Annotated in this window: 18 protein-coding genes and 1 tRNA gene; 7 read left to right on the forward strand and 12 right to left on the reverse strand. The window is 59.7% G+C overall.

Going from position 1 to position 24,807, the window contains the following annotated elements; genetic code table 11:
- Positions 1–90: 90 nt before the first annotated feature.
- The 3 genes from gpmI to SFUM_RS12475 form a co-directional block, all read right to left on the reverse strand.
- Positions 91–1,743 (reverse strand): 2,3-bisphosphoglycerate-independent phosphoglycerate mutase, encoded by a 1,653-nt coding sequence (gene gpmI, locus SFUM_RS12465; RefSeq protein WP_011699259.1) that lies wholly within the window; start codon positions 1,741–1,743, stop codon positions 91–93.
- 210 nt (positions 1,744–1,953) lie between these two features.
- Positions 1,954–3,054, reverse strand: coding sequence for a S1C family serine protease (locus SFUM_RS12470; RefSeq protein WP_011699260.1), 1,101 nt, complete (start codon positions 3,052–3,054; stop codon positions 1,954–1,956).
- Between the two features lie 175 nt (positions 3,055–3,229).
- The gene (locus tag SFUM_RS12475; RefSeq protein ID WP_011699261.1) at positions 3,230–4,036 is read right to left on the reverse strand and encodes a S1C family serine protease; all 807 of its coding nucleotides are present in this window, start codon (positions 4,034–4,036) and stop codon (positions 3,230–3,232) included.
- Positions 4,037–4,644: 608 nt separating this feature from the next.
- On the opposite strand from SFUM_RS12475, the gene SFUM_RS12485 reads away from it, so the two are divergent.
- From SFUM_RS12485 to SFUM_RS12515, 7 genes are all read left to right on the forward strand, one after another.
- A complete protein-coding gene (locus SFUM_RS12485; RefSeq protein WP_011699262.1) occupies positions 4,645–9,354 on the forward strand; it encodes a hypothetical protein in 4,710 nt (1,569 codons plus the stop codon).
- A gap of 242 nt (positions 9,355–9,596) precedes the next feature.
- Positions 9,597–10,751: an MlaE family ABC transporter permease gene (locus SFUM_RS12490; protein ID WP_011699263.1), complete on the forward strand. Its 1,155-nt coding sequence runs from the start codon at positions 9,597–9,599 to the stop codon at positions 10,749–10,751.
- 28 nt (positions 10,752–10,779) lie between these two features.
- Complete coding sequence (locus SFUM_RS12495; protein ID WP_011699264.1) at positions 10,780–11,574, forward strand: ABC transporter ATP-binding protein; 795 nt, start codon at positions 10,780–10,782, stop codon at positions 11,572–11,574.
- Positions 11,571–12,650, forward strand: coding sequence for an MlaD family protein (locus tag SFUM_RS12500; RefSeq protein WP_011699265.1), 1,080 nt, complete (start codon positions 11,571–11,573; stop codon positions 12,648–12,650). Before SFUM_RS12495 ends, SFUM_RS12500 begins: the two co-directional genes overlap by 4 nt.
- A 1-nt stretch (position 12,651) precedes the next feature.
- Entirely contained in the window at positions 12,652–13,266 is a 615-nt protein-coding gene (locus tag SFUM_RS12505; RefSeq protein WP_011699266.1) for a PqiC family protein, read from the forward strand.
- A 235-nt stretch (positions 13,267–13,501) separates the two neighbouring features.
- Positions 13,502–14,473, forward strand: coding sequence for a peptidase MA family metallohydrolase (locus SFUM_RS12510; protein WP_011699267.1), 972 nt, complete (start codon positions 13,502–13,504; stop codon positions 14,471–14,473).
- Between the two features lie 318 nt (positions 14,474–14,791).
- Positions 14,792–14,879: transfer RNA gene (locus SFUM_RS12515), tRNA-Leu, on the forward strand.
- Positions 14,880–15,155: 276 nt separating this feature from the next.
- Here SFUM_RS12515 and SFUM_RS12520 read toward each other — a convergent pair.
- The 9 genes from SFUM_RS12520 to SFUM_RS12560 form a co-directional block, all read right to left on the reverse strand.
- A complete protein-coding gene (locus tag SFUM_RS12520; RefSeq protein ID WP_041440457.1) occupies positions 15,156–15,383 on the reverse strand; it encodes a hypothetical protein in 228 nt (75 codons plus the stop codon).
- 198 nt (positions 15,384–15,581) lie between these two features.
- A complete protein-coding gene (locus SFUM_RS12525; protein ID WP_011699268.1) occupies positions 15,582–17,345 on the reverse strand; it encodes a hypothetical protein in 1,764 nt (587 codons plus the stop codon).
- Between the two features lie 30 nt (positions 17,346–17,375).
- A complete protein-coding gene (locus tag SFUM_RS12530; protein ID WP_011699269.1) occupies positions 17,376–17,726 on the reverse strand; it encodes a hypothetical protein in 351 nt (116 codons plus the stop codon).
- A gap of 670 nt (positions 17,727–18,396) precedes the next feature.
- Positions 18,397–18,876, reverse strand: coding sequence for an ERCC4 domain-containing protein (locus tag SFUM_RS12535; RefSeq protein ID WP_011699270.1), 480 nt, complete (start codon positions 18,874–18,876; stop codon positions 18,397–18,399).
- Positions 18,867–19,148, reverse strand: coding sequence for a hypothetical protein (locus tag SFUM_RS12540; RefSeq protein ID WP_041440460.1), 282 nt, complete (start codon positions 19,146–19,148; stop codon positions 18,867–18,869). Before SFUM_RS12540 ends, SFUM_RS12535 begins: the two co-directional genes overlap by 10 nt.
- Before the next feature lie 103 nt (positions 19,149–19,251).
- Positions 19,252–22,125: a hypothetical protein gene (locus SFUM_RS12545; protein WP_150109508.1), complete on the reverse strand. Its 2,874-nt coding sequence runs from the start codon at positions 22,123–22,125 to the stop codon at positions 19,252–19,254.
- A gap of 310 nt (positions 22,126–22,435) precedes the next feature.
- Positions 22,436–22,660: a hypothetical protein gene (locus SFUM_RS12550; RefSeq protein ID WP_041440462.1), complete on the reverse strand. Its 225-nt coding sequence runs from the start codon at positions 22,658–22,660 to the stop codon at positions 22,436–22,438.
- 97 nt (positions 22,661–22,757) lie between these two features.
- Positions 22,758–23,312, reverse strand: coding sequence for a hypothetical protein (locus SFUM_RS12555; protein ID WP_011699274.1), 555 nt, complete (start codon positions 23,310–23,312; stop codon positions 22,758–22,760).
- 103 nt (positions 23,313–23,415) lie between these two features.
- Positions 23,416–24,660, reverse strand: a complete 1,245-nt coding sequence (locus SFUM_RS12560; protein ID WP_011699275.1) for a site-specific integrase — start codon at positions 24,658–24,660, stop codon at positions 23,416–23,418.
- Positions 24,661–24,807: the final 147 nt, after the last annotated feature.

A 24,807-nucleotide genomic window follows, 5' to 3' on the forward strand; every position in this document is an offset into this window, starting at 1 on the left:
CGTCGCAGCAAACATACAAGGGGCGGGGTTTTTCCTCCCGCGTCACCTTCCGATGGGCAGGTGCTGCGTCATTTTGAACGCACCTCGGATTCAGTTCTCCAGAAGGGGCGGATCGTACATTTCCGGCGGCGCCAGGTTCAACAGTTGGAAACAAGTCGCCGCGATATTGGTGAGCCCCGGTTTTTCGATTGCGGGGTTGAAGCGGACCGTCCTTGTCCCGGACGTGTCGTAGACGATGAACCACACGGGGTTGAGCGTGTGGGCCGTCTTCGCCCGGGGTTCCCCGTTCGGCCCGCGTTTTACGTTTCCGGCCTTGTCCGTCTCGTACATTTCCTCCGCGTTCCCGTGATCCGCGGTGACCACCAGGATGCCTCCGGCCTCTCTGGCGGCGGCCATGATGCGGCCCAGGCTCAAGTCCACGGCCTCGACCGCGATGCGCGCGGACTGAAAGACCCCCGTGTGCCCCACCATGTCCCCGTTTGGGAAATTGAGGCGAATCATGTCGTAGCGATGCGACCGGATGCCCCTGAGCACACGGTCGGTGATTTCCGCCGCCTTCATCCAGGGCCGTTCCTGGAACGGGACTTTATCCGAGCGGATCTCGACGTATTGTTCCAGGCGCTCGTCGATCTTGCCGGAACGGTTGCCGTTCCAGAAATAGGTCACGTGGCCGAATTTCTGGGTTTCGCTGATCGCCATCAGGCGGAGCCCGCGGGCGCACAGGTATTCGTTCATGGTGTGCTCGATGCGGGGCGGTTCCACCAGGTAGTTCCTGGGAATGTGCAGCTCGGTATCGTATTCCATCATCCCGGCGTAGAACACATGCGGGTTCGGGTCGCGCTCGAAGACCTTGAAGTCCTTCTCCTCGAAGGCCCGCGTGATCTCAATGGCGCGGTCCCCTCTGAAGTTGAAATAAACAACGGAATCGCCGTCCTGAATTCTCCCGACCGGTCCGCTTTCGTCGGCGATGACGAAAGGAGGCAGATCCTGGTCGATGACCCCGGGATTTTCCCGGCGGTAGGTCAGGATGGCCTCTTCGGCGGAGGCAAAGGCGCGGCCCTCGCCGGCCACGTGTGTCTTCCAGCCCAGGAGCACCATGTCCCAGTCGGCTTCATAGCGGTCCATGGTGATCTTCATCCGCCCGCCTCCGCCGGCAATGCGGTAATCCGCGTTTGCCCGCGTGTTGATGTCCCGCAGGAACTTCTCGAACGGAAGGACGTATTCGAGAGCGGAGGTCTCCCCGACATCGCGGCCGTCCAGCAGGATGTGGACCCTGACCCGCGGCATCTTTTCCTCGAATGCCAGGTGCAGCAGCATGGCTCTGAGATGGTCGAGGTGGCTGTGCACGTTGCCGTCGGAGAAGAGCCCGATGAAATGGAACGTGCCGCGGTGCGCTTGGGCGAAATCCACCAGGCGGCGCCAACCTTTGCCCTGGAAAATCCGCCCCGAAGCGATGGCTTCATTGACCAGCTTCGCCCCTTGAGGAAAGAGCCTCCCGGCCCCGATGGCGTTGTGCCCTACCTCGGAGTTGCCCATGTCCGAGTCGGAGGGCAGTCCCACGGCGGTGCCGTGAGCCTTGAGCAGGGTATACGGGCAGTTTTGGAGCAGCCAGTCCAGATTCGGGGTGTATGCCTGCGCAACCGCATTGCCGAGCTGGTTTTCGCGATATCCGATGCCGTCCATCACCACGAAGACCAGCGGTTTCGGACGGTGACTCTTACCATGAGTTGAACTTGCCGCCATTGAGATACTCCCCCTGCGTGTTGAATCAAACCCGGCGATACGGAACAGCCCTTCCCCGCGAACCTTGAAGGGGCAGGGCGCCTCGTGCTCGATTCCCGGACCCGGGCGCACACGATCGCTCTGCGCCGGGATGACTGGCAACGCCCCCGTTCCCACGCGGGCTGCATTCTGCCCGGTTCCATGAGGCATCGATCCGGACCATCGGCCGGATCAGCTTTTGGAGCGCCGGCTCCGGCTCGAACGCTCCCCGAGCGTGACCGTCACGGTGTCGCGACCGCCCTTCCAGTGAACCACCTCGAGCTTGATGCGATCCCCCGGACGGAGCTTGCGGATATACCGGAGGAATTGATTCGCATCGGTCACCGGCTGTCCATCCACCTTCACGATGATGTCGCCGCCGACGATCAGGATGTTGTTGCCGATCTGGGCGCGTGTCGAACCTCCTCGAAGTCCGGCCTTTTGAGCCGGCCCTCCGGTCGCCAGGTCGACCAGCATGGCCCCCGCTTCGACGGGCAGCTTCAAGGCCTTTGCGGAATCCGCGGTCAGCGTCATCAGGGTGGCCCCCAGGAACGGATAGGCGTAATAGCCCCGCTCGATCAGATCCTTGAGAACGCCCTTGACCGTATCGATGGGAATCGCGAATCCGATCCCGATACTGGCCCCCGTGGGACTGAAAATGGCCGTATTGATCCCGATCATCCTGCCGGAGGAATCGATGAGGGGCCCGCCGGAATTGCCGGGATTGATCGAGGCGTCGGTCTGAATGACGTCTTCCATGAGACTGCCGTCACCGGCGCGCAAGCTCCGACCCAGCGAACTGATGATGCCCGAGGTGAGCGTTTGTCCCAGACCGAACGGATTTCCGATGGCAAGGACCTTTTGCCCGACTCTGAGGTTGTCCGAGGAGCCCATGGGAACCACGACCAGGTGTTCCTTGGGCGCCTCGATCTTCACGACGGCGACATCCGTGTCCGGATCGGTGCCGACAAGCCTGGCGGTGTACTTCCTGCCGTTGGCCAGCGTCACTTCGAGCTTTTCCGCATCCGCGATGACATGGTTGTTGGTCAGAATGTACCCCTTGCCGTCGATCACGACGCCCGACCCGCTGCCTTCCCGAGGCGCCACATTGAAGAAGAAGTCGCGTTCGAGAACGGTGCTCGTGATGTTCACGACCCCCGGAGCGAGTTGTTCGTACAATTGGATGTTGTTCGCCTCATCCTCGGTCATCGCACGGCAGATGCCGGTGCCCACGGCGAACCAGGACAGGGTAACGATGAGTATGAGAACCGGGTTCTTGACAAGGGCGCGCATGCCCCACCTCCTCTTCTTTTTTGGGGTCAAACCTACACTTTTCACAAATCTCGATGAGCCGACGGCTCACCATGAAGCATGCGAATCTCCCGGGCCGACGGCATGTTCACAAAGGCACGCGGGATAGGCCGCCGCCGCGCGGATTCTTCCCGACGGAATGCACGGAGTTCCTCTTCTAGGCATTCGCCAATCTGCGCGCGACCAGGAAAAGCAGGACGGCGAGCGCCGCCCAGCTCAGCCATTTTTCGTAATTGTAAAGCATGCCGGGTGTCATTTCCCGGATGCGGTGCACGGGAACGGCGAACCCTATTCCCACGCTGCCGCCGGTCGGGCTCAGGATGGCCGTGTTCATGCCGATCAGCTCGCCGGAGGAGTTCACCAGCGCCCCGCCGCTGTTGCCGGGATTGATGGAGGCGCTGACCTGAATCACGTTCCTGAGCACCGCGGCGTCCGTTTTGATGCTGCGATCGACCATGCTCACCACGCCAACGGTCAGCGTCTGTCCCAATCCGAAGGGATTCCCGATGGCCAGCGCCTTTTCACCGACTTTCAGGGATCGGGAATCCCCCCATACGATTTCCGTCAAGGGTTGCGCTCCCGGTTCGATGCGCAGGACGGCCAGGTCGTCGTCGGGGGCCGAGCCGATCACCTTTCCCGGAAGGCGGCGTCCATCGGCCAGGGTCACCTCGATGTCGCGGGCCCGGGAAATCAGGTGATAACTCGTGACGATCGTGCCGTCCGCCCCGATGATGATCCCCGATCCCGAACCCGTTGACGGCGGCACGACGCAGAAATAGGATTCCGGATCGCAGGTTTGAGTCGTGATGTTCACGACGGAAGGCGAAACCCTCTCGTAGACGTCCATCGTATTGAGCTCACCGCGGGTATACGCGGATGCGAGGACAAACGCATTCAAGAAATCGAAAAAGAAAACCGCCGCAAGAAGCAGGAATCTTGCCGATTTGTTGGCCGAGAATTTCATGATTTCGCAATCTTTGAGTCCGTCCGGGGATGACGGCCTTCCGGCTTTGCCCTGGCCCCCGGCCTCAAGGTCGTTCCCGTGAAAAAACAGTCGTCACGCCAGTCCAAGCCGGCTTCCGGAAATTGACCAAGGATTCCCGTTTCCCGCGCAAATGCCCATCGCCGCGGAATCCGGCTTCACGGTCGTTCACGGGAACGACGGAAGGCGATTCGCCCGACTCTTTCGTCAGCCCGCCCGAAAAAGCTTGCCGGCAATGGTACCAGTTGTCGTTCGCACTGCAAGGGTTTTCTCCGCGGCTTCCGAGGTCCCTCGTCGTGCGTTCGTTCCTTCGCCGCCCGCCGCCGTGATCGACAACATAAATATTAACGTGGTTTGCGGGCGTGTAAATAGCGTCCGATCCCAAAAACCCTTCGGTTCCCGCAGGAGATGGCTCCGGGCACGGCGACCGCATGCCGGCCGTGCGTGTTTGCCGTGTGTCGTGTTTGCCGTGTTGCTCAAAGAATGCGAAAGTGTTATGGGTAAGGTGCCGTGCGGAATAAGAATATGTGTCGAACGGGGGGGCCGAACCTGCGTCCGCGAGAGCGCGAGCACCTTCGACGGGAAGGGCCATGACCGACAAGAGGTTTTCCTGGCAGTCCGGACACTTTGATCGTCAAGACACGTTCTTCCGACTGATCAACTCGGAGGATTATTTCAAGCACGGAATCGATGTTCGGGACGTGCCCATGGGGACCTTCGCTTCGGAGGATCATCCCAGCTTCCTGCCGAGCCGCTTCGGGGGCAACGCTTACGGATTGGGGCTCATCGAGCAGAGCGTTCTGAACGATGAGGATACGGAGTTTCTGGAAAGCCTGGATTTGCAGGACATCCAGGTGCTCGGCGACAACGCCGGGCGTCTCAATGCCATCTACCGGAAACTGGGGCTCCTCATTCGGTTCAGCGCCACGGGCAAGCGGTACTTCCTCATTCCCATCAACCTGGTGGCTCACTCCCTGCAGGAGATCAAGACCAAGGCGGATGAAATCGAGGAACTGATCATCCAGCACATTTTTGAGACGCGCACGGATCGCCTGGATATCGGCATTCTCACCTCGCGTCACGACCTGATCGTCCATGAACTGACGGCCCGGCTGTCCAGCCACCGGATATTTCTCTTCGATTCCCTCGAACGGCTGCGCTCGTGGCGCCTGCCGCTCGATATCATCCTCCTCCCCAAGGATCCGTTCGAATACCTGCTCGAGCAGCCGTTTCCCAAGGCATCCAAGAAATCCATGACCCGGAGACGCCTGTGCGATTATGCCATGTACCTTGCGGGAAAAATATTCGACCTGCTCGAAAAGAACGGGAAAATCCACGTCCTTGCGCATTCTTCTTCGCCGGAAGAGGACCGGGACTGCAAGGTGCGGTTCAAGTCCGAGGAGGAGCTGAAGTTGTTTCTCCTCTTCGCGCACACGTTCAAGACGCGAGCGAGGTACGAGGCGGAATCTGCGGAAACTGAAATGACGGTTCATGTCTCGGACCTGCATTATTACCTCAACCGGTTCGCCTTTTTCGAACCGCACCTCAAGAAGCTGCTCGATCACCGCAAGCCCGAGGAACTGAGCGTGGCCGAGATCAACCGGCTGCCGAACCTGAATCTCCACTTGCCCCAGACCTACATGAAGTCTCCGGAGAAACACTGGAAATGGATTTTTGAGCCCTATTTCTCCGTGCAATACCTGCAGCGCAAATCGCCCGGCAGTCATCATCGGTATTGGCAGGAACGGCTGGAAATCGACACGGAGATGCCCGAGAGTCTCTTCGTGTTCGTCGGCAAGCCCAAGCGTCCGGCGGTCACGCTCGCCGCGCTGGAAGAAGAAATCAAGGCATCGGGCATGATGGGTTGCAGCCTGCCCCTGGTCGCCGAATACCGCAAGACCTTTCGATATGTCCTGGACGTGCTCAACATCGTCGCGCAGATTCGCGATCACAAGTTTCTGCGGCTGTCGGAACTGGAGCGCACGCGGCTGTGCAATCCCTTTCGCGGCCAGAACGAACGTTTTGCACCCGTGGTGAAACTGCTCTCGCAGGTCTCCAGGCTCGAAAGAATCCGCAACATCCTCAATCCGGACGGCATCGAAGGCTTCTCGACGCCGATTCTCGAAAACATTCCAAAGCTTTCCCTGCACGGATTCTCACCCGCGCAACTGAGAGAACTGCTGCTGATCGTCGTGGGATACACTTCCATGGGCCGCATCGTGTTTGGAAAGCATCCCGCGAGAACTCTGAAACCCATAACGGACCGCGCACGGGCCGGAAATCACCAGGAGAGCCTGGAACTCCTGCGGATCTGCCGCCTGATGAGCATGGCCGAAATCATCGCGGCCCTGGGGGATGCCTTCACGGGCGAGCAGGCCAAGGAGCTCTACCGCCTCTATGACGACGCCATCAACGTCGCCACCGACCGCAGCCTGGACTGGGACAGGCTGCACGATTTGCGCATCAGCGCCCTGGGGGGGGTTCAGAACCAGGCCGTCCGGGAAATGATGAAGATATTCAACCTCTTCGACTTTCTCGATGACTGGCAGGATTGCCTGCGCAAGGGAACTTTTCAGAAGGAAGTCATCTGCGACTACGAACCCGATCAACTGTTCAAGATGGAAGAGACCTTTCAGCTCGCCCGCATCGCGGAACAGTTCAAGCAGGAATTCATGGGGGACGGTATTCTCGGGCAGTCGTATTTCTTCCGGCAGTTCCTCGAAACGGAATTTCACGGAACCGGGCACCTCTTCAGGACGCTGGGGACGCGAGCCGGGTTCATCCTGCTCTGGATTGCGGTCAACTCTTCGGAGCGGCGCGTGGTCAACTTCAACCCGATGCTGGCCGGCGTTCCGAGGGACCGGCACGAGCCCCGGGTCCGCAAGATCCGGGAGTCCCTGCTGCGCATTCCCATCGAGCGGCTGCAGCCGAGGTTTTTCGACGAAATCAAGGGGGCCCTTGCGGAGGGGCGGCCGGCGTTCGTTTTTGACAGCGGCATCCGGATCATGAGCCACCGGGACACGCGGGTCGTCGACGTCAGTTTCGTGGACGTGGATGAAAACATTCAGCAACTGGAGACTCTGCTCGCGCATTTCGAATCCCGAAAACTGCGAGGGGTTTCCCTGCGCAATCTGAGAGAAATGGAACGTCGGTTTTCGGAGCTGGAGAGTTTCCACCAGTACCTGGAGCGCGAGGGGTGCTACCTGCAGTGCGAAGTGAATGAGCGGCCCGGGGGCCTCGAGGGAAGGAACCGGGAGATCGTCGCCGTCGAGGATCGGTTGAAGAGGATCATGCAAAGCCAGATCTTCATCCCGGAGGAGATCTTCGATTCGATCAGCGTTCTGGCCCAGCACTGCCCGGAAATCCTGCGCTTCGTCCTGCCCGAATTCCAGGCTCTGGGAAACCTGGTGGAGTCATGGCCGACCCGTACGGCCCGGTCTCTGGGCGCTTACGTCATGCGTTGCCTCGAGAAGTTCCAGGCTCTGGCGATCAAGGATCGGAACACGTACCAGGATCGGAACACCTTTTACCAGTTGGCCAAACAGGAATTCGGCCCTCTGGCCGAGGAGGGGATCGGCGCGACCCACGCTCAGATGGAAACCCTCGAATTCTACATCGACCGCATCCGGGAAAAACCCGCCGTCTACCAGGCGCTCACCATGGCGCTGCTCTTCCAGGAAATCGGAAAACTCGACCAGTATGCAAGCGTTCCGGGCGGACCTCTTTGGACGCACGCCGCGCAGGGCGCCCTGGTCCTGGAGCGGACGGACATTCTCAAGGAGTACCGGCTCGATCCGCAGGTGGAGCAAATGACGGTGCTCCTCGTCAGGCATCACGGCGTTATGGGGCACGTCATCCGCGGCGAGGAACCGATCACGTCCCTGGAGCGCATCATCAGCCGCCAGGATGCGCGGGTCTTCGACGTCTTCGTTCTGCATTCCATCATCGGCGCCGCGGCGGTGCAGGAAGGCCTCATGGTTTCGGACCTGCTGGACGGGTTCCTCAACCTTCGCGCCCTGGGCCTGCAGATCATCAAGTCCAAGATCAGCTGGCAGGCGGCGATCAAGGACTTCTTCCGCGAGAAAGGAGCGGCGGTTCCCGAGGATTCCCGCTTCAACACCCAGCAGACGCCTCTCGAGCTTCCGGAACACCTGCGGCACCTCGGCCCGGCGGACGGCGGCGACACGGACGAACCCCTTCGCCACGGGCGGCAGATCGCGGCCCTGGAGCGCTTGTTGAAACTCGTCGGGGCCGCCTGGGTGGATTACCAGGACCTGCAGATGTTTCTTCTGAAAATGCCCGTCAACTTCATCTACCACAAGAAGAAGCTCAAGAGCGTGGGCCTGGCCACCTTCGAGACGCAGCTCCGCATCGGCCTTACGCTCCTGGATGCCGTTTCTTCCCTCGAACCCGAGGTCCGGTATTATTTGCTCGCCTGCATGGATCACCTGGGGGCGAGGATGAGGGTCTACGACTTCCATCCCCTGGCCGGATTCCTCGAGGTGGAAGACAGCCTCAAGCTCCTGATTCTTGCGTTCCAGGCCTTCCATCGCCATTTCGGAACCGAGACAAAGGACGGGTTGGTCAGCTTCCGACCCCTCAGCCGACACGTCGAGCGCAGGCATGACGCCCTGCTCCGGATTCTGCGAGGCATGCCCATGCCCGTGAGGTGCCTGGAAAAAGGGCAACCGGCCCACGGGGCGGAAAACGACTACGGGGAGTTGCTCTTCGAAGCAAGCGATTTGGAGCCCGCCGTGCGGGTCGACTATCGCGACACGATCCGGTTCGACATGCTGGTGGATTCGTTGCGCAACCTGTGGGATCATGAGGAACTGGCCCGGCACTACCAGCGTTTGAGCGAGGTGTTGAAGGAGCGGCTGCCGTTCGATACCGAATATTTCCAGGAGGAGCTGCGGAAGGTTTTCGAAGAGCAGGAACAAAAGATCAACGACCGGATCCTCAACCAGTTCGAGGAGAAACTGGGGGGCGCGTCCACGTTCCGGGAATGTGGCGAGATCCGTAACGAAATGCTCCACCGGCAGGCGGAAGTGAATTTCTCGGATGAGCAGCATCTCCTGCTCGACGAGATCTTCGAATTCCACCGCACCCGACTGCGTGAGAAGTACCTGGATACCGTGTATAAGGAGATCAATGCCCTGAACACCGGGGAAAGCCTGACCGACTATTGGAATCGTGAGAAATATGAGCTGTTTTCGTACCGCCAGTTCGTGGGAAAGGAATACGAATCCTTGATCGCCCGATATATCGACGAGAAAATCGCGGCCCTGGAAGAGGAGTGATCCATAGCCGCGCACGTGTCCGAAATTGCAGCCTTTTGAAGAAAACTGGGGGAACCCTTCGGCGTGGGTGGCGCAAGCCGTCACGAGCCGGAACCCGCGGGGGAGCGGGCAGGTTTCGGGGCGCGCTCATCGCCGCCCGCGCCGGATTCCCGCGCGAGCATTCGAGGTGCTCCGGCCCGGCGTTTTCCGCCGCGATGACGTTCGGAGAGGATGGTTCAGCACTCCCTTAGAAACGGATATCCATGGACATTCCAGAAAAACCGGAGTCCGGGCAAACCAGGCTGGTCCTTGACCGGCCCCGCGAAGACGTTCTCCTGGTCGGGTTGAGGGGCAACTGGAGAATCGCCGACGAGCCGATACCCGTCGATGCGATCATCAGGGAGTTCGAATCGGATCCGCGCATCCGCATCCTGGCATTCGACACCGGTGAGCTGGGCGAATGGGACAGCTCTTTGCTCACCTTTCTGATCAAGGTCATCGACACCGGCGTCCGACGGGGCCTGGAAGCGGACCGAACGGGTCTGCCGGAAGGAGTGGGCCGGCTGCTTTCGCTGGCATCGGCCGTGCCCGAAGCGACGGATGCGCGGCGGCAGGAGGCGAAGCAGCCTTTCCTCACCCGGGTGGGGACGCAGGCCATAAGCCTCGCCGCGGCCGTCGGCCAGATGATGGAGTTTCTCGGTGAGGCCGCGATTGCTTTCTTCCAGCTGGTGAGAGGGCGGGCGCGTTTGCGCCGCGTCGACTTGATGACCCTCATCCAGGATTGCGGCGCCGATGCCCTGCCGATCGTGTCGCTGATCAGCGTCCTTGTGGGGTTGATCCTGGCATTCGTGGGAGCCGTGCAGCTGAGGATGTTCGGCGCGCAAATCTATGTGGCCGACCTGGTGGGGCTGGGCATGGCCCGCGAGATGGGCGCCATGATGACCGCGGTCATCATGGCCGGGCGGACCGGTGCCGCCTTTGCGGCTCAACTCGGCACCATGCAGGTGAACGAAGAAATCGACGCCCTGCAAACACTTGGTGTCTCGCCCATGGAATTCTTGGTCCTGCCGCGCATGCTGGCCCTCGTCCTGATGATGCCGTTCCTGTGCCTTTACGCGGATCTCATGGGTATTCTGGGCGGCGGAATCGTGGGAGTGGGCATGCTGGGGCTTTCCCCACTCGAGTACTATCATGAAACGGTCCAGGCCGTTGGGTTGATGGATTTCGGGGCGGGTCTGATCAAGGGCGCGGTATTCGGAGTGCTCATCGCCCTCTCGGGTTGCCTCAGGGGAATGCAGTGCGGGAGGAGCTCGGCGGCGGTGGGGCTGGCCACCACGTCGGCGGTGGTCACGGGAATCGTGGCCATCGTCGTGTCGGACGCGATCCTGACGGTCATTTACGACCGGCTGGGCATCTAATGACATGGAGCGACACGGAAGGGGGGCAATGGCGGCGCAAGCGCACATCGAGGTCCGCGATCTCACCATGGCATACGGCAGCTTCGTGCTGCAGCGCGACCTCAATTTCACCGTGCGGCGCGGCGACATTTTCATCATCATGGGGGGCAGCGGCTGCGGGAAGAGCACGTTGCTGCGCCACATGGTCGGACTGAAAGCGCCGGCCCGGGGACAGGTGTTCTACGACGGAGTGAGTTTCTGGGAGGCGGAACCCGAGACGCGCGAAGACATCATGCGGCGCCTGGGCATCCTCTACCAGAGCGGCGCGCTGTGGAGCTCCATGACCCTTGCGGAAAACATCGCCCTCCCCCTCGAGCAGTACACCGAACTGCCCCCCGACAGAATCGCGGAAATTGTGTCGCTCAAGCTCGCCCTGGTGGGGCTTGCGGGGTTCGAGGATTTCTACCCGTCGGAAATCAGCGGCGGAATGAAGAAACGGGCCGGCCTGGCCCGGGCCATGGCTCTCGATCCGGATATCCTGTTTTTCGACGAGCCTTCGGCCGGGCTCGATCCGATCAGCGCGAAAAGGCTCGATGACCTGATCCTCGAGCTGCGGGACAGTCTCGGCGCCACCATCATCGTGGTGACCCATGAACTGGCGAGTATATTCGCCATCGGCAACAATTCGGTTTTTCTCGATGCGGAGACCCGGACCATGATCGCCGCGGGGGATCCTCACATACTGCTGGCGGACACCGCGGACCCCAAGGTGCGCAGCTTTCTCACCCGCGGAGGATCGCACGGCGGGAACGGCAGACTCAATGGAGAGACACACAGGTCATGAGCAGGCAGGCGAATCCCAAAGTCATCGGCGCCTTCGTGATCGGGGCAGTGGCCCTGATCGTCGCCGGGATCCTCGTTTTCGGTTCCGGGAGATTGTTCAAGGACACCCAGAAATGCATCCTGTTCTTCGAGGGGTCGGTGAAGGGGTTGAACATCGGGGGCACCGTCGATTTCAAAGGCGTCAGAGTGGGGACCGTCCGGGAGATCAAGGTCCAACTCGACCGGAAAGACCTCTCCGTGAAAATTCCCGTGATCGTGGAGATCGAGCCGGACAGGATCGCCCAGGTGCACGGGGATGGAAGGAAGGTCCCCAAGGAAATCAAGAAAGGGACGAAAAAGATACTCACGGTGTTCGTCGAGCGGGGATTGCGGGCTCAACTGAAGATGCAGAGTTTCGTCACCGGGCAGCTTTACATAGACCTGGACTTCTACCCGGACAGGCCGGCGCGCTTCGTGGCCGAGGGCATCGGGTATCCCGAGATCCCCACCATCCCATCGAACCTCGAGGCGCTGTCCAAGACCTTCGAGAAGCTCCCATTGGAAGAGATCGCCGGCAAGCTCACGTCCGCCATCGAGGGGATCGAGCGGTTCATCAACTCGCCGGACCTGAAGGGAATTTTGAGCTCCTCGCACCAGGCCGTGAACGACGTGAGGGCGCTGTTGCACAGCATCGACAGCGAGATCAAGCCGCTGGCCGTCAACCTGAACGGAGCGGTGGACGACGCCCGCAAGCTGATTCGCAACGTCGACGACCAGGTCAAACCCATCTCCGCCGGCATCCAGGGCACCACCACCGATGCGCGCAAGGTCCTGACCAGCGTGGACAGGAAGGTGGAGCCGCTGTTGACGAACCTGGACGAAGCGGTCCGGGCGACCCGAGGGGCGATTGCACAGGCGGACAAGACCCTGGCCGCGGTGGAGGATTTTACCGGGGAACGGTCGGCGGTGCGCTACGAGCTGATCCAGGCGCTCAAGGAGCTGAGCGCGGCGGCACGGTCGCTGCGGGTCATGGCCGACACCCTGGAACGTCACCCCGAGGCATTGCTGAAAGGCAAGGAAAAACAGGGAGGAAAATGAGATGAGGGGTTGCGGCGCCTATCGGCGGACACTGGCTGTTTTCGGTCTTTTCGTTTTCCTCCTGGCGGGCTGTGCGCACACGCCTCAGTCCCGGTTCTATCTCCTGCAATCCCGGGTTCCGCCCGGCATGAGCGGGGCGGTGTCGCCGGGAGCGGACGGAGCGGTGTTCGGGATCGGGCCGGTCAAATTCCCCGAATATCTCGATCGTCCCCAGATCGTTACGCGCACCGGGCTCAACGAAATTCAACTCGCCGAATACCACCGCTGGGCGGAGCCGCTCAAGGACAACTTCGCCCGGGTCCTCACCGAGAACCTCGCGGCGCTCCTGCCCGCCAATGGAGTGGTTGCTTTCCCCTGGCCCGGGTCCGCCCGCGTCAGGTACCAGGTCATGGTGGAAGTGACCCGGTTCGACGGGATCGCCGGGCGGGAGGCGCGGCTCGACGCGCAGTGGACCATTGTCGACGTGGCCGCGAACACCACGGTGACGACGAAAAAGACCGGTATTGCACGGCCGGTGGCATCGCCGGGCCATGAGAGCCTGGTAGCCGCGCAGAACGAGGCGCTCGGCGAATTCGGCGCCGAAATCGCCGACGCTTTGAAATCCCTTCCCGAGTGACGGCCGGCGCCTGCGGGGACGCCTTGGGCTACGTGTCGAGTTCTTGCCGTCTGAAGCCTGTCCATGCGGTCTTGGAGAGCATGTCCTCTGGGGGGAAACCTGTCTACCGGAAGACCCTGGGAACCGCATTTCATGGAAGACCCTCTTTGGTTGCGTGTTGACGCGGACGTTTTCAACGAGACGTTTTGCAGCCGCCCCCGAGGCATCAAGAACTCGGCCTTCAAGGTGAATCCGCATGATACTCCTAGGAGCCTGGAAAGGGCTATGCGTGCAGGTTGTGAGGCTCGCAAAACGGCATCTGCCGGTACTCCTGCTGCTGCTTTCACTCCTGCCGGTCCCGTGCGGGAGCACGGCGGAGGTGCCGGAACTGGCCCGCTCCGACGGTATCTCGGTCTACGGGGACCCGGTCCTGGCGAATCTCGCCGCGCAGATCGTTCAAATGTACCCCCGGGCGAAGGGCGACCTCGAAGAGATCTTCGGCTGGGAGTTTCGGTCGAGGCCCGACGTGTTGCTGATCGCGGACCGGGAGACATTCGAGCGCATGAGCGGCAGCCGGCATTTCTCCGCGTTCGCCGTGCCGAAGGCCCGCCTCGTGGCGATCAACCTTCCCTCGGTGAGGACGGGGACCTACCTGCTGTATGAAACGTTCAAGCATGAGCTCTGTCACCTGCTGCTGCACGATCGCATCGGCGAGGAGCGACTCCCGAAATGGCTGGACGAAGGGGTTTGCCAGTGGGTGAGCGGGAGCCTGGGCGAGCTGCTGATCGCCGGGGGAACCGGGGCGACGGCGGCCGACGTAGCGAGCAACCCGGTTCCATTGGCCCGCATTGCCCGCGACTTCCCCGACGACCAGCGGTCCCTGATGGTGGCCTATGAGACCAGCCGGAGCTTTGTGGAGTACATCTCGGGCCGGTTCGGCCGGGAGGGCCTGCTGGCGGTCCTGAACCGCCTTGCCGCCGGCGACGACCCGGATCGTGCGTTCAGCGCCGCGCTGTCGGTGCCGCTTGCCGCACTGGAGGAGGACTGGCGGTCCGGCCTCAGGGGCGGCGACATCTGGCTGGCCTGGCTCGGCCGGTATTTCTACGAGGTGCTCTTCTTCATCATGGCTTTGCTTGCGGTGGCAGGCGGAATCCGGCTGGCGATCCGGCGCAGGCGCTACGGGGAAGACGAGGAGGAAGAAGACCGCTGGAGCGGGAAAGATGGATAGGCGGGATGGGGCGGGCAGGCTGGAGGGGATGGGCAGGACCAGTGGGGGATAGGGGGGAGACGAGGCCGATAGGCAGGACATGGGGGCACGACCGACAGGCGGAACGGCGGGTAAGGCTTGGCAGGAGAGGAGTACCGGGCCCGACGGGATCGGTGGTAAAACCCCAACACCCCTCTGCAGGTGAGGCGGATGGGATAACGCCGGGATTGCATCCTTGGCTGCAGATTCGCCTTCGCGCGCCGGGTGCGGGCTCCTGGCCGTCCCCTTTTCCCTTGTCAGGTTTTTTTTGAGTGTGATAGAAATTTCAACAGCACAGTCGCCTGGGTGGTGGAATTGGTAGACACAAGGGACTTAAAATCCCTTGGCGCTTGTCGCCGTGCGGGTTCGAGCCCCGCCCCGGGCACCAGTTTACAGGGATTGCTGTTTTTGGAGACGGTACAGAATTCTGATTTGCCCCGCTTTTGCCCCGCTTTTTGAAATGACGGTCCCCATTCACAGGGGCATGATCGAACTTCGGTGGACGGCCAAGCGTGCCGGGTTCACGAGTGAGATGACGAGCCGCCGGGCGGAGCGCGTGGTCAATCGCGGCATCCCGGAGTTTGTCGGCTTGCGAGGATACCCCTAGAATCAACGATCCCCCGCCCGGACGTGTGTTCGGTCGTCCAGGCAGGGAAAATCGATTCTAGGCGTATTGAGGCACGGGTTGGATGAGATTGTGGGCTGCTGTATCCAGCGCCTCACGAAGAGTAGTCCCATCCCCATAGGTGTACCGCCCGACGACGTAGACGAGCCATTTTTCCTGAGTCCCGTACTCGTCTACGTTGATCGTGTGGACTATGCTGAGGTTCTCACCCTTGAGTATTTCGGGCACAGGGGGGCTCATTCCACCGACTTGCAATGTCTTTTCCATGACTCACCCTCCAAATAAAAATCGCGGAAGAGCTGTCAAGGCATTCCTGCCCGCCCATGCGTCACCACATGGGCACTCTTCCGCGCGTTTGATTGTCGAGCATGAGCACAAACGGCCATAACGGCGGCCTCCGGGATTTTTTGACATGCTCAGAATATCACATCCGGGAGGCTGTTCAACAACAAAGTGGGCTCAGGTTCACTCCTCTCTGAATTGATTCATTGTTGCCATTCCAGCCGCCGTGGTTTTCTGACGTTGCGTGGCGGATTCGGCATACCGTCGCAGCAGGGTTTTCCCTTCCGGCCCTAACCACTTGTAGGCCGCCATCATGGGAAATCCGTTGTAGACCGCAGCCCCACCTACGGCCATAGGCCCGGCAAAGAAAGACCCCGGAGTCGCAAGTGCGCCCAACTTTCTTGCCCCTTCGATGAGACCTCCATGTTTTGCTTCGGCAGTGGGGAGCATTCCTTCACCTTTGGTTATCATCTTCGTCCATGTGCCCATGCGCTTGTGGAGCCCCGGATTAAACGCCTCGATCTTCGGTCCAAGGGTTTCCCATTGTTTTGCCCACTTGGCCGGATATAGAATTTTGCCAGTTCGATCCATTGCGGCGTCAAGGCTGTTCTCCAGGAATCGCGCAAGGCCCATGTTGAACACATCTTCGGGCATCGCCGCCTTGATTGCCTGAAGCCCTTCGATGTCCCCGGATGTGAACGCGGTTCGGATGATTCGTTCCGGGGCTGGAAGTGCCATGGATTTTCCAACCCCGGGGATCTTCATCTGCGGGTCGTACTGGCGCATGAGCTTCACAAAGAGGGGATTGTTCGACCAGTTCTGCATGACATTTTTGTATGCGTCATCGGCTTCCTGACGGAGTGCCGCTAGTGCCGATCCCCTTGCATTGTCGAACGCCAGGAGGTCAGAGTTTATGCTGTCCCGCATGGCGATTTTCACTTCCGGGCTTAGAGCCCCGGCTTTCTTCCCGCCAAGCATCTTAGAGATTTCTTCCGTGGTGAGACTGCCCCGGTTCAACAGCACATCAAACCATTGCCTGTCAGCCGGAGAGCCGGTTTCATAGAGTTGAGCGGCAAGGTTCCTGGATTCAGGTAGACCGATTTGGACTCCGGGAGCGCCTTCCTCGAACGCCCTGTATGCCTGTTTTGGCTTCTGAGCGAGTTTTGAGAGTTCCTCACCCCATTTTTCCCCCACGGCAAGATTTGTTTCAAGAACCGGGGCAATTTCCTTTACGAACGCTTCCCGTTCTGCGAGTGCCCAATCATTGAATTGGCGTTTGTACCGATCCACCATCCACTTGCCGCCCGGTGTGGCCTCCACGATGCTCTGTAGCCATGGGCGGGACTTCACCATCATTTGTGGCAACCCGTACATCCGCGCCGTTTCTTCAAGCACATTGCCGACCACGGGAGCCGTGAATTTAGCGAGACCGGCCACACCTTCGCCCAAAGCCCCCGCCGCAGCGCCTTCCCCGAGTGCGCCCGCAGTACGCGCCGCAATGGTCGGGTCAAGACGGTCCGGGATGCCCATGAGTGGCAAGGGTTCCATATCCGGTGGAGCGTTCCCGCGTGCCGTGTTGTTCATCTGCGAAAGAAGGTCGCCCACCATCGCACCAGCCCCGGAGCCCGCAATGTTTCCCAGAGGCCCGAGCGGGGAGCCAAGGATTCCACCGACAACCGCACCCTTCATGCGCGGGTCATCTGGCAGAACGGCATTGATATCCGCGCCTGGAAACGGGGATGAAACAGCGTTCCATGCCGCGTTCTGCTCGTCGCCCACACCGAAGCCGCGCTCCAGGAACGATTTGGGCTGTTCGGGTTGTGGAGCCATGGCCGGTTGAGCCGATTCTCCATATACCTGAGTCCTGATAACCTGCGTGATCTGCTCTTCGGGCATATCGTCCGGGAATTCCAGTTCCATGTTCTTGTCCGGTATTTCGACAATCATGTTTTTCTTCCTTTCTGGTCTGGTGCACCATTAGAACCTCTCCAGCGCCTGCCGCTCCCGCTCGATTGCTTCAGCGGGCTTCGGCATGACTTCGGGGAGGTAGATTATGGGCTTGTTGTGTTCGGTCGGCATGGAAATGTCCACCCTCTTTACCGAGACCACACTGTAGTAGAGTGTGAGCGCCTTCAACCGGACACGCTCGTTTTCGGATCGGAAGGCCAAGCGCGCCAATTCTTTTGCCGCACTTGTGCCCGCAAGTTCGCCTTCCCGCCTGAAAGCCTGAATCAGCGCGTCGACTTCTTTTTCTCCGGGAAGTTTGCGTTTGCGCCCGGCTCCAGGTCTTGCCCCCCCGCGCTTGGGTTGTTCGATGATGTCTGTCATTGTGATGCTCCCTTTTTAAATGCGTTGCATTTCGCTGGACGATGGATTGCATTACCTCAAAATTTTAATTGCCAAATTGCCCCGCCACGTGGACTTTCTCAGCAAGGAAGTGGTTTCTAGCTCTGTGTCGCAACCGCTCTCTTGTCTCCGCGCTGTAGTTCGGGTTCTTCCCCATGCGGAACGGATGCAAACTGCAGGTCGTCGTCTCGCATGCCCGAACTTCGGGGTTGCTCTGAACACAGTCAAGGCATCGCGCCCGAATCGCCCGCAAGGGTGAGGGTTTCCTTATCCTCGGCATGTGTCCAGCACGGTAGGCATGAACGGGGCATGTCTCCGCCGGGCAGAGTCCAACCTCACGTGAGCTTTCGAGACAGCACCACAAACAATGGTGGCGAATCGCCTGAAGGGGAGTCATCGGACAACCTCCTTTCCGTTGCGGTTGGTAAATTTTGGGATTTCAAAGTTTTGAGTTTGTGCGAACCCACGAGGAGTACTAATGCCGGGGGGTGTCGGACCCCTCCCCCCAGGGGGGCAACCTGACATTTTTTCGAAACGCCAAGGTTCTCCAGGTGCCAACTCCACCACGGTCAGGGGCTTCGGAAGGCAGTCAAGAACCGCGTAGCCGTTCCCGCAGTCATCCAGGATCATCCGACCCACAGGTGAGCCTCGTTCATTCAGCAAACGATAAGTTGTCATGGCGATTTCCTTTCTCGAAGAGCCGAGCGGCGCGCAAGATGTTGTGGCCGTACTTCGCCAACAAGCTGTACGTCATGCGCTCCCCGCCCGCTCGATTGCCGCAGAACAGGAACGGCGTGCGATACCTTGTTGAGAACGCCGCGATAGTTTCCACCGCAGCGTTGACTGTCATCCGCGAACGAAACCGACTGGCCAGGATGTTCGAAAGCGGGGCTTCGATGACCACACTGAAGAAGTCGAGCGCCTTTGCCCGGCATAGCTCCTTCTCAAATCGTTCACGATCATGGCTCAAGCATCCGATCAGATCGTCCAGCGATTTTCGCTCGATTGCAACCCGATCCTCGAATCCCGCAAGGGAGTAATCGCCGGTCGGCAAGGTGCCCCGCTCGGTTTGCACGTCGTAGCCCTCGAAGCCGTAGGGCGTTTGTTCACGGGTGTCGATGATTAGGCGCATGGGTTCTTTTCCCAATCAACAGTTCTTGATTGTCCGAAAGGGCAGAAGCAGCCTTGCACGCTTTTCCCCAAAACTTCCCTACAAACATCCTCGATGATGCTCAAGAATTCGTCCATCATCTCCGGCGTCATCCACGTTTTGCCGTGTAGCTGGAAAATCCAGTCGAGGAGTTGCGCTGGTGTGGTGCATCTCTCCAGGTCGATTTCATAGACATGCCGCCCGGTGTGGTTTCTCACTTCGATGGTGCGCTCTTCTTTATCGAAGGTGATCATGGGTTCGTTTCCTCTCGAAAAAAACGTAGTCAAAAGTGTAGTCAACCCAAAACAGGGGTTAACTTATTGATTTTACTGTAAGTAGCCACTTTCAGAAGGCGCGTCAGTGCGTCACCTGCTCGAAGTGTTGGCATTCTGTTCCGTCCTCAGGCAGCTTCGTGAATATTCCATCGAACGGGGTTTCGCAGACTCCCGGTTTGGTTTGCGCGTCCATGGCGTTCGGAACGTAGCGGAAGCAAGCGCCGCAAGTGTGAGTTAGTTGAGTTTGGTGCGTTGTTTCCCCCCCTTCCGTAAAATTGTCACCTTTGGTTTTCCACGCGTTGGGTTGGGAAAACTCTCCAAACTCACCATAACTCACCGATTGGACAAACCATACAACCCGCCGTTGATTCGTTCCGCACCTTGCAAAACGGCTCCCATCAACGATTCGGCCCTCATGCCGCGAAAGCCAGTTTCCCAAGCGCCGGGGAGGTATTGTGCCGCGTTCTCCCGCAATTTCGTTCAAAACGTCGAAAAGATCTTCGTCAGGCGCGTTTTTGTCAGTAGCCCGCCGAATGGCTTCAGCAACCGTTCCGCCGCGTTTTTCAAAAACACGTTTCCATTCATTTTGCAGCGTTTTTAAGCGGTTCGTTTCGGGGTCCACGGCAAAACTGAGGTCGATTGAAGCCGCCGGATCCCCCACGTCGAGCCACTGTTTTTTGCCGATCCAAACCACAGCGTTTCGGATGAAATCAGACCATATTTCGAACGACGCCAATCGCCCGCCGCCATGCCGAAAGCCGCTTTGTTGTGCCGCCTTGAGCATCAGCAGCCCCGCGCGAACGAGTTCGAGCCGGTGTTCTTGAACGTAGGTGAGCGGTTCGAGGTCAAAGCGCCGGTCGTGTGGTTTCTCGCATCCGGGGTCTACGGATATGCGAATCAAGCGCCTGTTAAGGTCGCCGATAACCGTCGGGTTGTTCCCGGTGAGGAGCACCACGGCCACAGGTCGCCCGGAAATGTTCGAGTTTGTTCCAAGCAAGCGACCGGAATAGTGTGGCGTGCTCAGGTAGGCGCACAAGCTCTCCGATTCGAGCGGTCGAGCCAAGTTATCGAACACGACGCAGCGGGAAAAGCGCCGGAGTTCGGTGAGCAGGGTTTTTCCAAGTTCGTCCTCGTCGCGCCCTGCCGACGACACGCCGGGGGTTGCGCCGCACAGAGCAGCCACGCAGAGCGCCAGTAGTGTTTTCCCTGAGCCCGCCACAGGTGCGGAAATCAGGAAACCCGGTGCGGTTGGAAGCAGCGGCCTGACAATCGCTGTCAGCAGGGCCGCCAGGAAGCCGCCACGGTCCACAGGGGAGACGAACGGGAACGCCTCAAATGGTTTCCACAATCGCTCTAGCGCCGCCTTGGCTGTTTGCTCGTCGGGGTGTTCCGGTATTGTTCGCCACCGATCATTTGCCGTGAAGTGCAGATATAGGCCGGTTTCGCGGTCAAAGCCTTCTTCTTGAATCACGCGCCCGGATGCTGTCATGCTCGGCGCAGTCAACACGGCTTCGAGCGCGGGGAGGCCCCATTGCCCCGAAAGCGCGCAAATCGAACGCGCCAGGCTCAACGGGCAATCAACGATTTTTTCCTTCTTGCTTCGACTGTCGAATTGCACAAACCGCGCAATACCGGTGAGATGCCACTGCAACCACTCGTGTGAAACCGGGTGAGCCGCGCCGTCGGTCAATCGCACGAGCTCGTCTTCCCGCGCGAACACCACGCCGTCGAGTCGCATGAGTTCAAGCAGCTTGCGCGAAATGTTTTGGAGTTCGCCGCCTTCGAGGGTGACGGTTTGCACGGCCCGGCGAAGGGTGAAGCGCTGTCCGCCGTGCGCATGACTCCACAGGTAGGGTTTGCCCGCCGCCTTGAGGTTTGCGCGGGCTATGCGCCGGTCGTTCCCGTATTCCGGTTCCAGCGGGTCGGCAAAGCGCGTGTTGTGGAATTTGTCCGGGTTGTCGAGGATTTCCGCCACGGTGACTTGCCCGAAGTTTTCAGAGAAGAGCACGAAATCGCCAAGAAGCCGGTTTTGAGTAACGGCACGTTCGAGGACGTCGCGCATATCCTTCTTCTTGGCGGACGGTACGGCCTTGAGCCGCGTTTCTACCCATTGCGTTCGTTTCGCCGCGCTGTCCGGTTGTCGAGCTTCCCGCGCCGCCCTCCTGAGCTTGTCAACCTGCTCCTGCTCGTTCGGGTCCAGGTCGGCCATGGTCCGGGAGTCCAGGAAGTCGTTCGCGCCGTTGAACAGCTTCGGGGCTCCGCGTCGCTGTTCGAGTCCCGGCCCGCATTGCGCCCCGCCTGCGAAGTCCAGCCTTTCCGGTTGCCAAACGGAAGCGTCGATGATCGAACGGTCGAGGAGCACACCGCTTCCCGACAGATCGAAACGGCCATGTCCAGCCAGCCACAACCGCGCGTACAATGCCGCTCCGGTTCGCGGTATGTCGTGAGCGTCGAGAACGGGCACATAGACACGCTGACCCATGACGCCGCGCACCTGCTCGTCGGTGTCCGCCCGGTAAATGCAGCTTGAAGCGCTCTCCCGCCAAACGTGCGGGGCTTCTCGCAGTTCAGGCCACACTTCGTAAAGCGTGCCCAAAAGCGTTTCACGCGTCAGGGGTTCGGTATCCGGCGCGGGGTCGAAGTCCAGCATGAGCATGCCCGGTCCGGTCGGCCATGTGAAGTGCGCCCGATCCCTTGCGATAACGGGAAGTTTGCCGCGAACTTTCCCAAGCGCCCCTTGAGCCGCGACGGTTGCGCGGTCATGCCCGCAAACGCCGAAAGTGAGCGCCTGATTGGGTTGGAGTGCCTCCAGCAGCGCGCAAAAATCGGACACGACGAGGTCTTGCGTTTCGCACGTTCCTTGCGCCAACTGTCCGCCGGGGTGCTTTTGCAAGGTGCCGTCTTTGGCCAGGGAGAAGCCTTTTGACAATACCGAGGGCTTTTGAGCCGTGAGCACGGAAAGTCCGAATCGTTCGGGGTTCATCGTGCGCTCCTTCCGCGTCTTTGTGGGGGCTTCGCTGCGGGCCGCTGCGGGCGGTTCGCCTTGGCAAGAGCCTGTCGTCGCTCACGCTCCCCGCATTGACAGTCAAACCACAGCTCAGAGCACCGTGGGCAGAGGGCAGGGTGAAATAGGTATTTTCTCATGGCCGACCCCTCCTATGCCGATTCGAGGCGGCAGAGCCGGAACAGCGCCCGCACCACCGACGTGGTGATAAGGTTGCGGCAGTACAAAAACATGAGCCCGCTTTTGAGGAGGGTTTTGGCGTTCATCGCCGGTCCAGTCTGCCGACCAGCCAGTCAACGAACTCTTCGCGCCGGTAGGCGATTTTGCGACCGAGCCGCACTGTCCCGGACGGCCCTCGACCGCGACAATCCAAATTTGCAAGCGTTCCAGCGGCCAGTAGTCCGCCGGTGAGTTTTGCCGCCGTCCGTCGTGTGAAGACGGGAGGGAGCGCGTCCAGCAAGGTTTCTTTGAGGTCTTTTTCCGCCATTGGTGGTTCCTTTCGTCCATAAAAAAAGCCACAGGTCAAAGTTCCAACCTGTGGCCATTATCAAGAGTGCGTTCAGGTTTGTCCCGACACGAAAATTTTATGTCGGTTTTGGCTTTCCGGCAGACTTCAGCAGTTCGATTCCGAACTTCCTAAATCCGATTCGCAAGAGAATTTTTTGCAAAAGCTTATATTTGAAGTCCTCATGTTCCTTGCTCATGCGAAAATCGTAAAGGTCCAGGTCTTGAAGGTCTCCACGCTCGATTGCCCGGAAGCCCGTCTTGTTGGCGTCATAGCGTTTCAAAACAGCGTCGCGCCAACGATAGGAAGTTTTGTCCTCACCGGCGACCACGTAATCTTTGAGTCCGATTTCCTTGATTGCGGAATAGAGCGCCTCGATTTCATCTAGCGCTTGTGGAATCACGTGCTGACGCAAAACCTGCAATTCTTGCCACTTCGCCCCCCGCTTTTCATCGAACAAGGCCAAAACAAAAAGCCCCAGGTCATAGGTAAGCGCGCGGTCCCCGTCCTTTAGTTCATCGGGAAGAGAGAGCAACCCCGCCCGTTCCGCGTCGATCAAAGCAAGCACTGCAAGGATTTTTTCGGTCTTCAGTCGCGCCACGAGTTCAGGCAGTGATTCGGTTTTTTTCGGCATGTGCGCCTCCCTTTGCGCTCCCCATGAGGTCCAGGGAAACCGGGTAGGGATTCCCGGCTTGTCGGGCGAGGTAGCTAGCCCCGCCCTATCCCCCGGAAGCCGATCATGCGTTCCCCGGTGCCTGGAACGGCAACACCTTCCCTTCCTCCGGTGCTGTCCCAAGCATGGCGAGTGCTTTGGCCTTCGCCGCTTCGTTGCCGTGAACGTATCGCATCGCCATCTGCACGGTTCGCCAGCCCATAACGTCCATCAGGTCGCGCGGTCCCAAGCGTTGAGCAAGTCGGGTTGCCACGCTGTGCCGGATGGAATGGAAGACAAGTCGGTCACGCTTTCCCCGGCCCTCATTCAATCCCAGGTCATCCACAACGGACTGGAAAGGATAAGGTGCCTGTTGGTACACGGAGCCGTCTTCCTTGACGAACACGGGCGCATTGGCGGGTCCGGCGGTCATGGTGTCGAGGAGTTCCGTCAAGGGTTCGGTTATCGGGATGGTGCGGGAATCGCGGTTCTTGGTGTCCGCAAAGACGATGCAGCCGCGTGCATGGTCGATGCTCCCCCAGGTCAAATTGAACGCTTCCGATGCCCTACAGCCGGTCAGGAAGGCAAATCGGGTGATTCTCCATGCGTGGACGTCCCGGCGGGCCAATTCCGCCAAGATTGCCGCTTCCTCCTTGTGTGAGACAACACGAAGCCGCCGGTTGTTCCCGGGTCCGGCAACACCGATCCGCTTTCCGGTTGGCGGGGGGTCGGACACCATGCGCCGGTCGTAAGCGTGCTTGAGGATCCGGCGAAGGGTGCCGGTAATGTATTCCTTCGTTCTTTGTGACAACCCCGCCGTCGAGAGCACTTTTACCAGTTCATCCCATTGCTTGAGTCCGATGGACTTGAGCGGCATCTTGCCAAGCAGGGGAGCAATCCACCGGGTGAAGTGCTGCTTTTCCTTGCTCCAGGAAGATTCCTTCTTCGACCTTTGAGCAGTGGGGAAGTAAGTTTCCGTCCAGTATTCGGAAAGGGTCTTCTCCGCCTGAGCCTTGGCCTTGAGCGCGGCTTGTTCGGCTTTGCGCTTCGCCTTGGCTTCGGCCCTCTGTTCTCGTAGGGTAGTCGGCCCGGTTCCTTCCCGGCGATTGCGTTTCAGTTCTATGAGACGAGAAACAGCGTGTTCCTCCAGGCTGATATCTCGATCCCGCTTAAGTTTCCATTCGGATTCCCATCCAAGAGCTTCTTCAACGTCCTTGCCGTCCAGTTTGAGCCGGACGAAATAGTAACGGTCCGGCCTTGCCCCGTACTTCCGCGTAGGGTGTTCCCGATACCTGATGCCCCGGTGTTTTGTTTTGATGTATTTCGACATTGCAGCCTCCCAAATTTTGCCCCGCTTTTGCCCCGCTTTTTTGTCTGAAACGGGGTGATTTTGCGTGATGCTTAGTGAAGGCAGGATATCCGAAATAGGCTTTGTAGTCAATGGGTTTCGTTATGCTAAGTGATAGGGTGTGAAGGC

Source organism: Syntrophobacter fumaroxidans MPOB, from assembly GCF_000014965.1.
Taxonomy (GTDB): Bacteria; Desulfobacterota; Syntrophobacteria; order Syntrophobacterales; family Syntrophobacteraceae; genus Syntrophobacter; species Syntrophobacter fumaroxidans.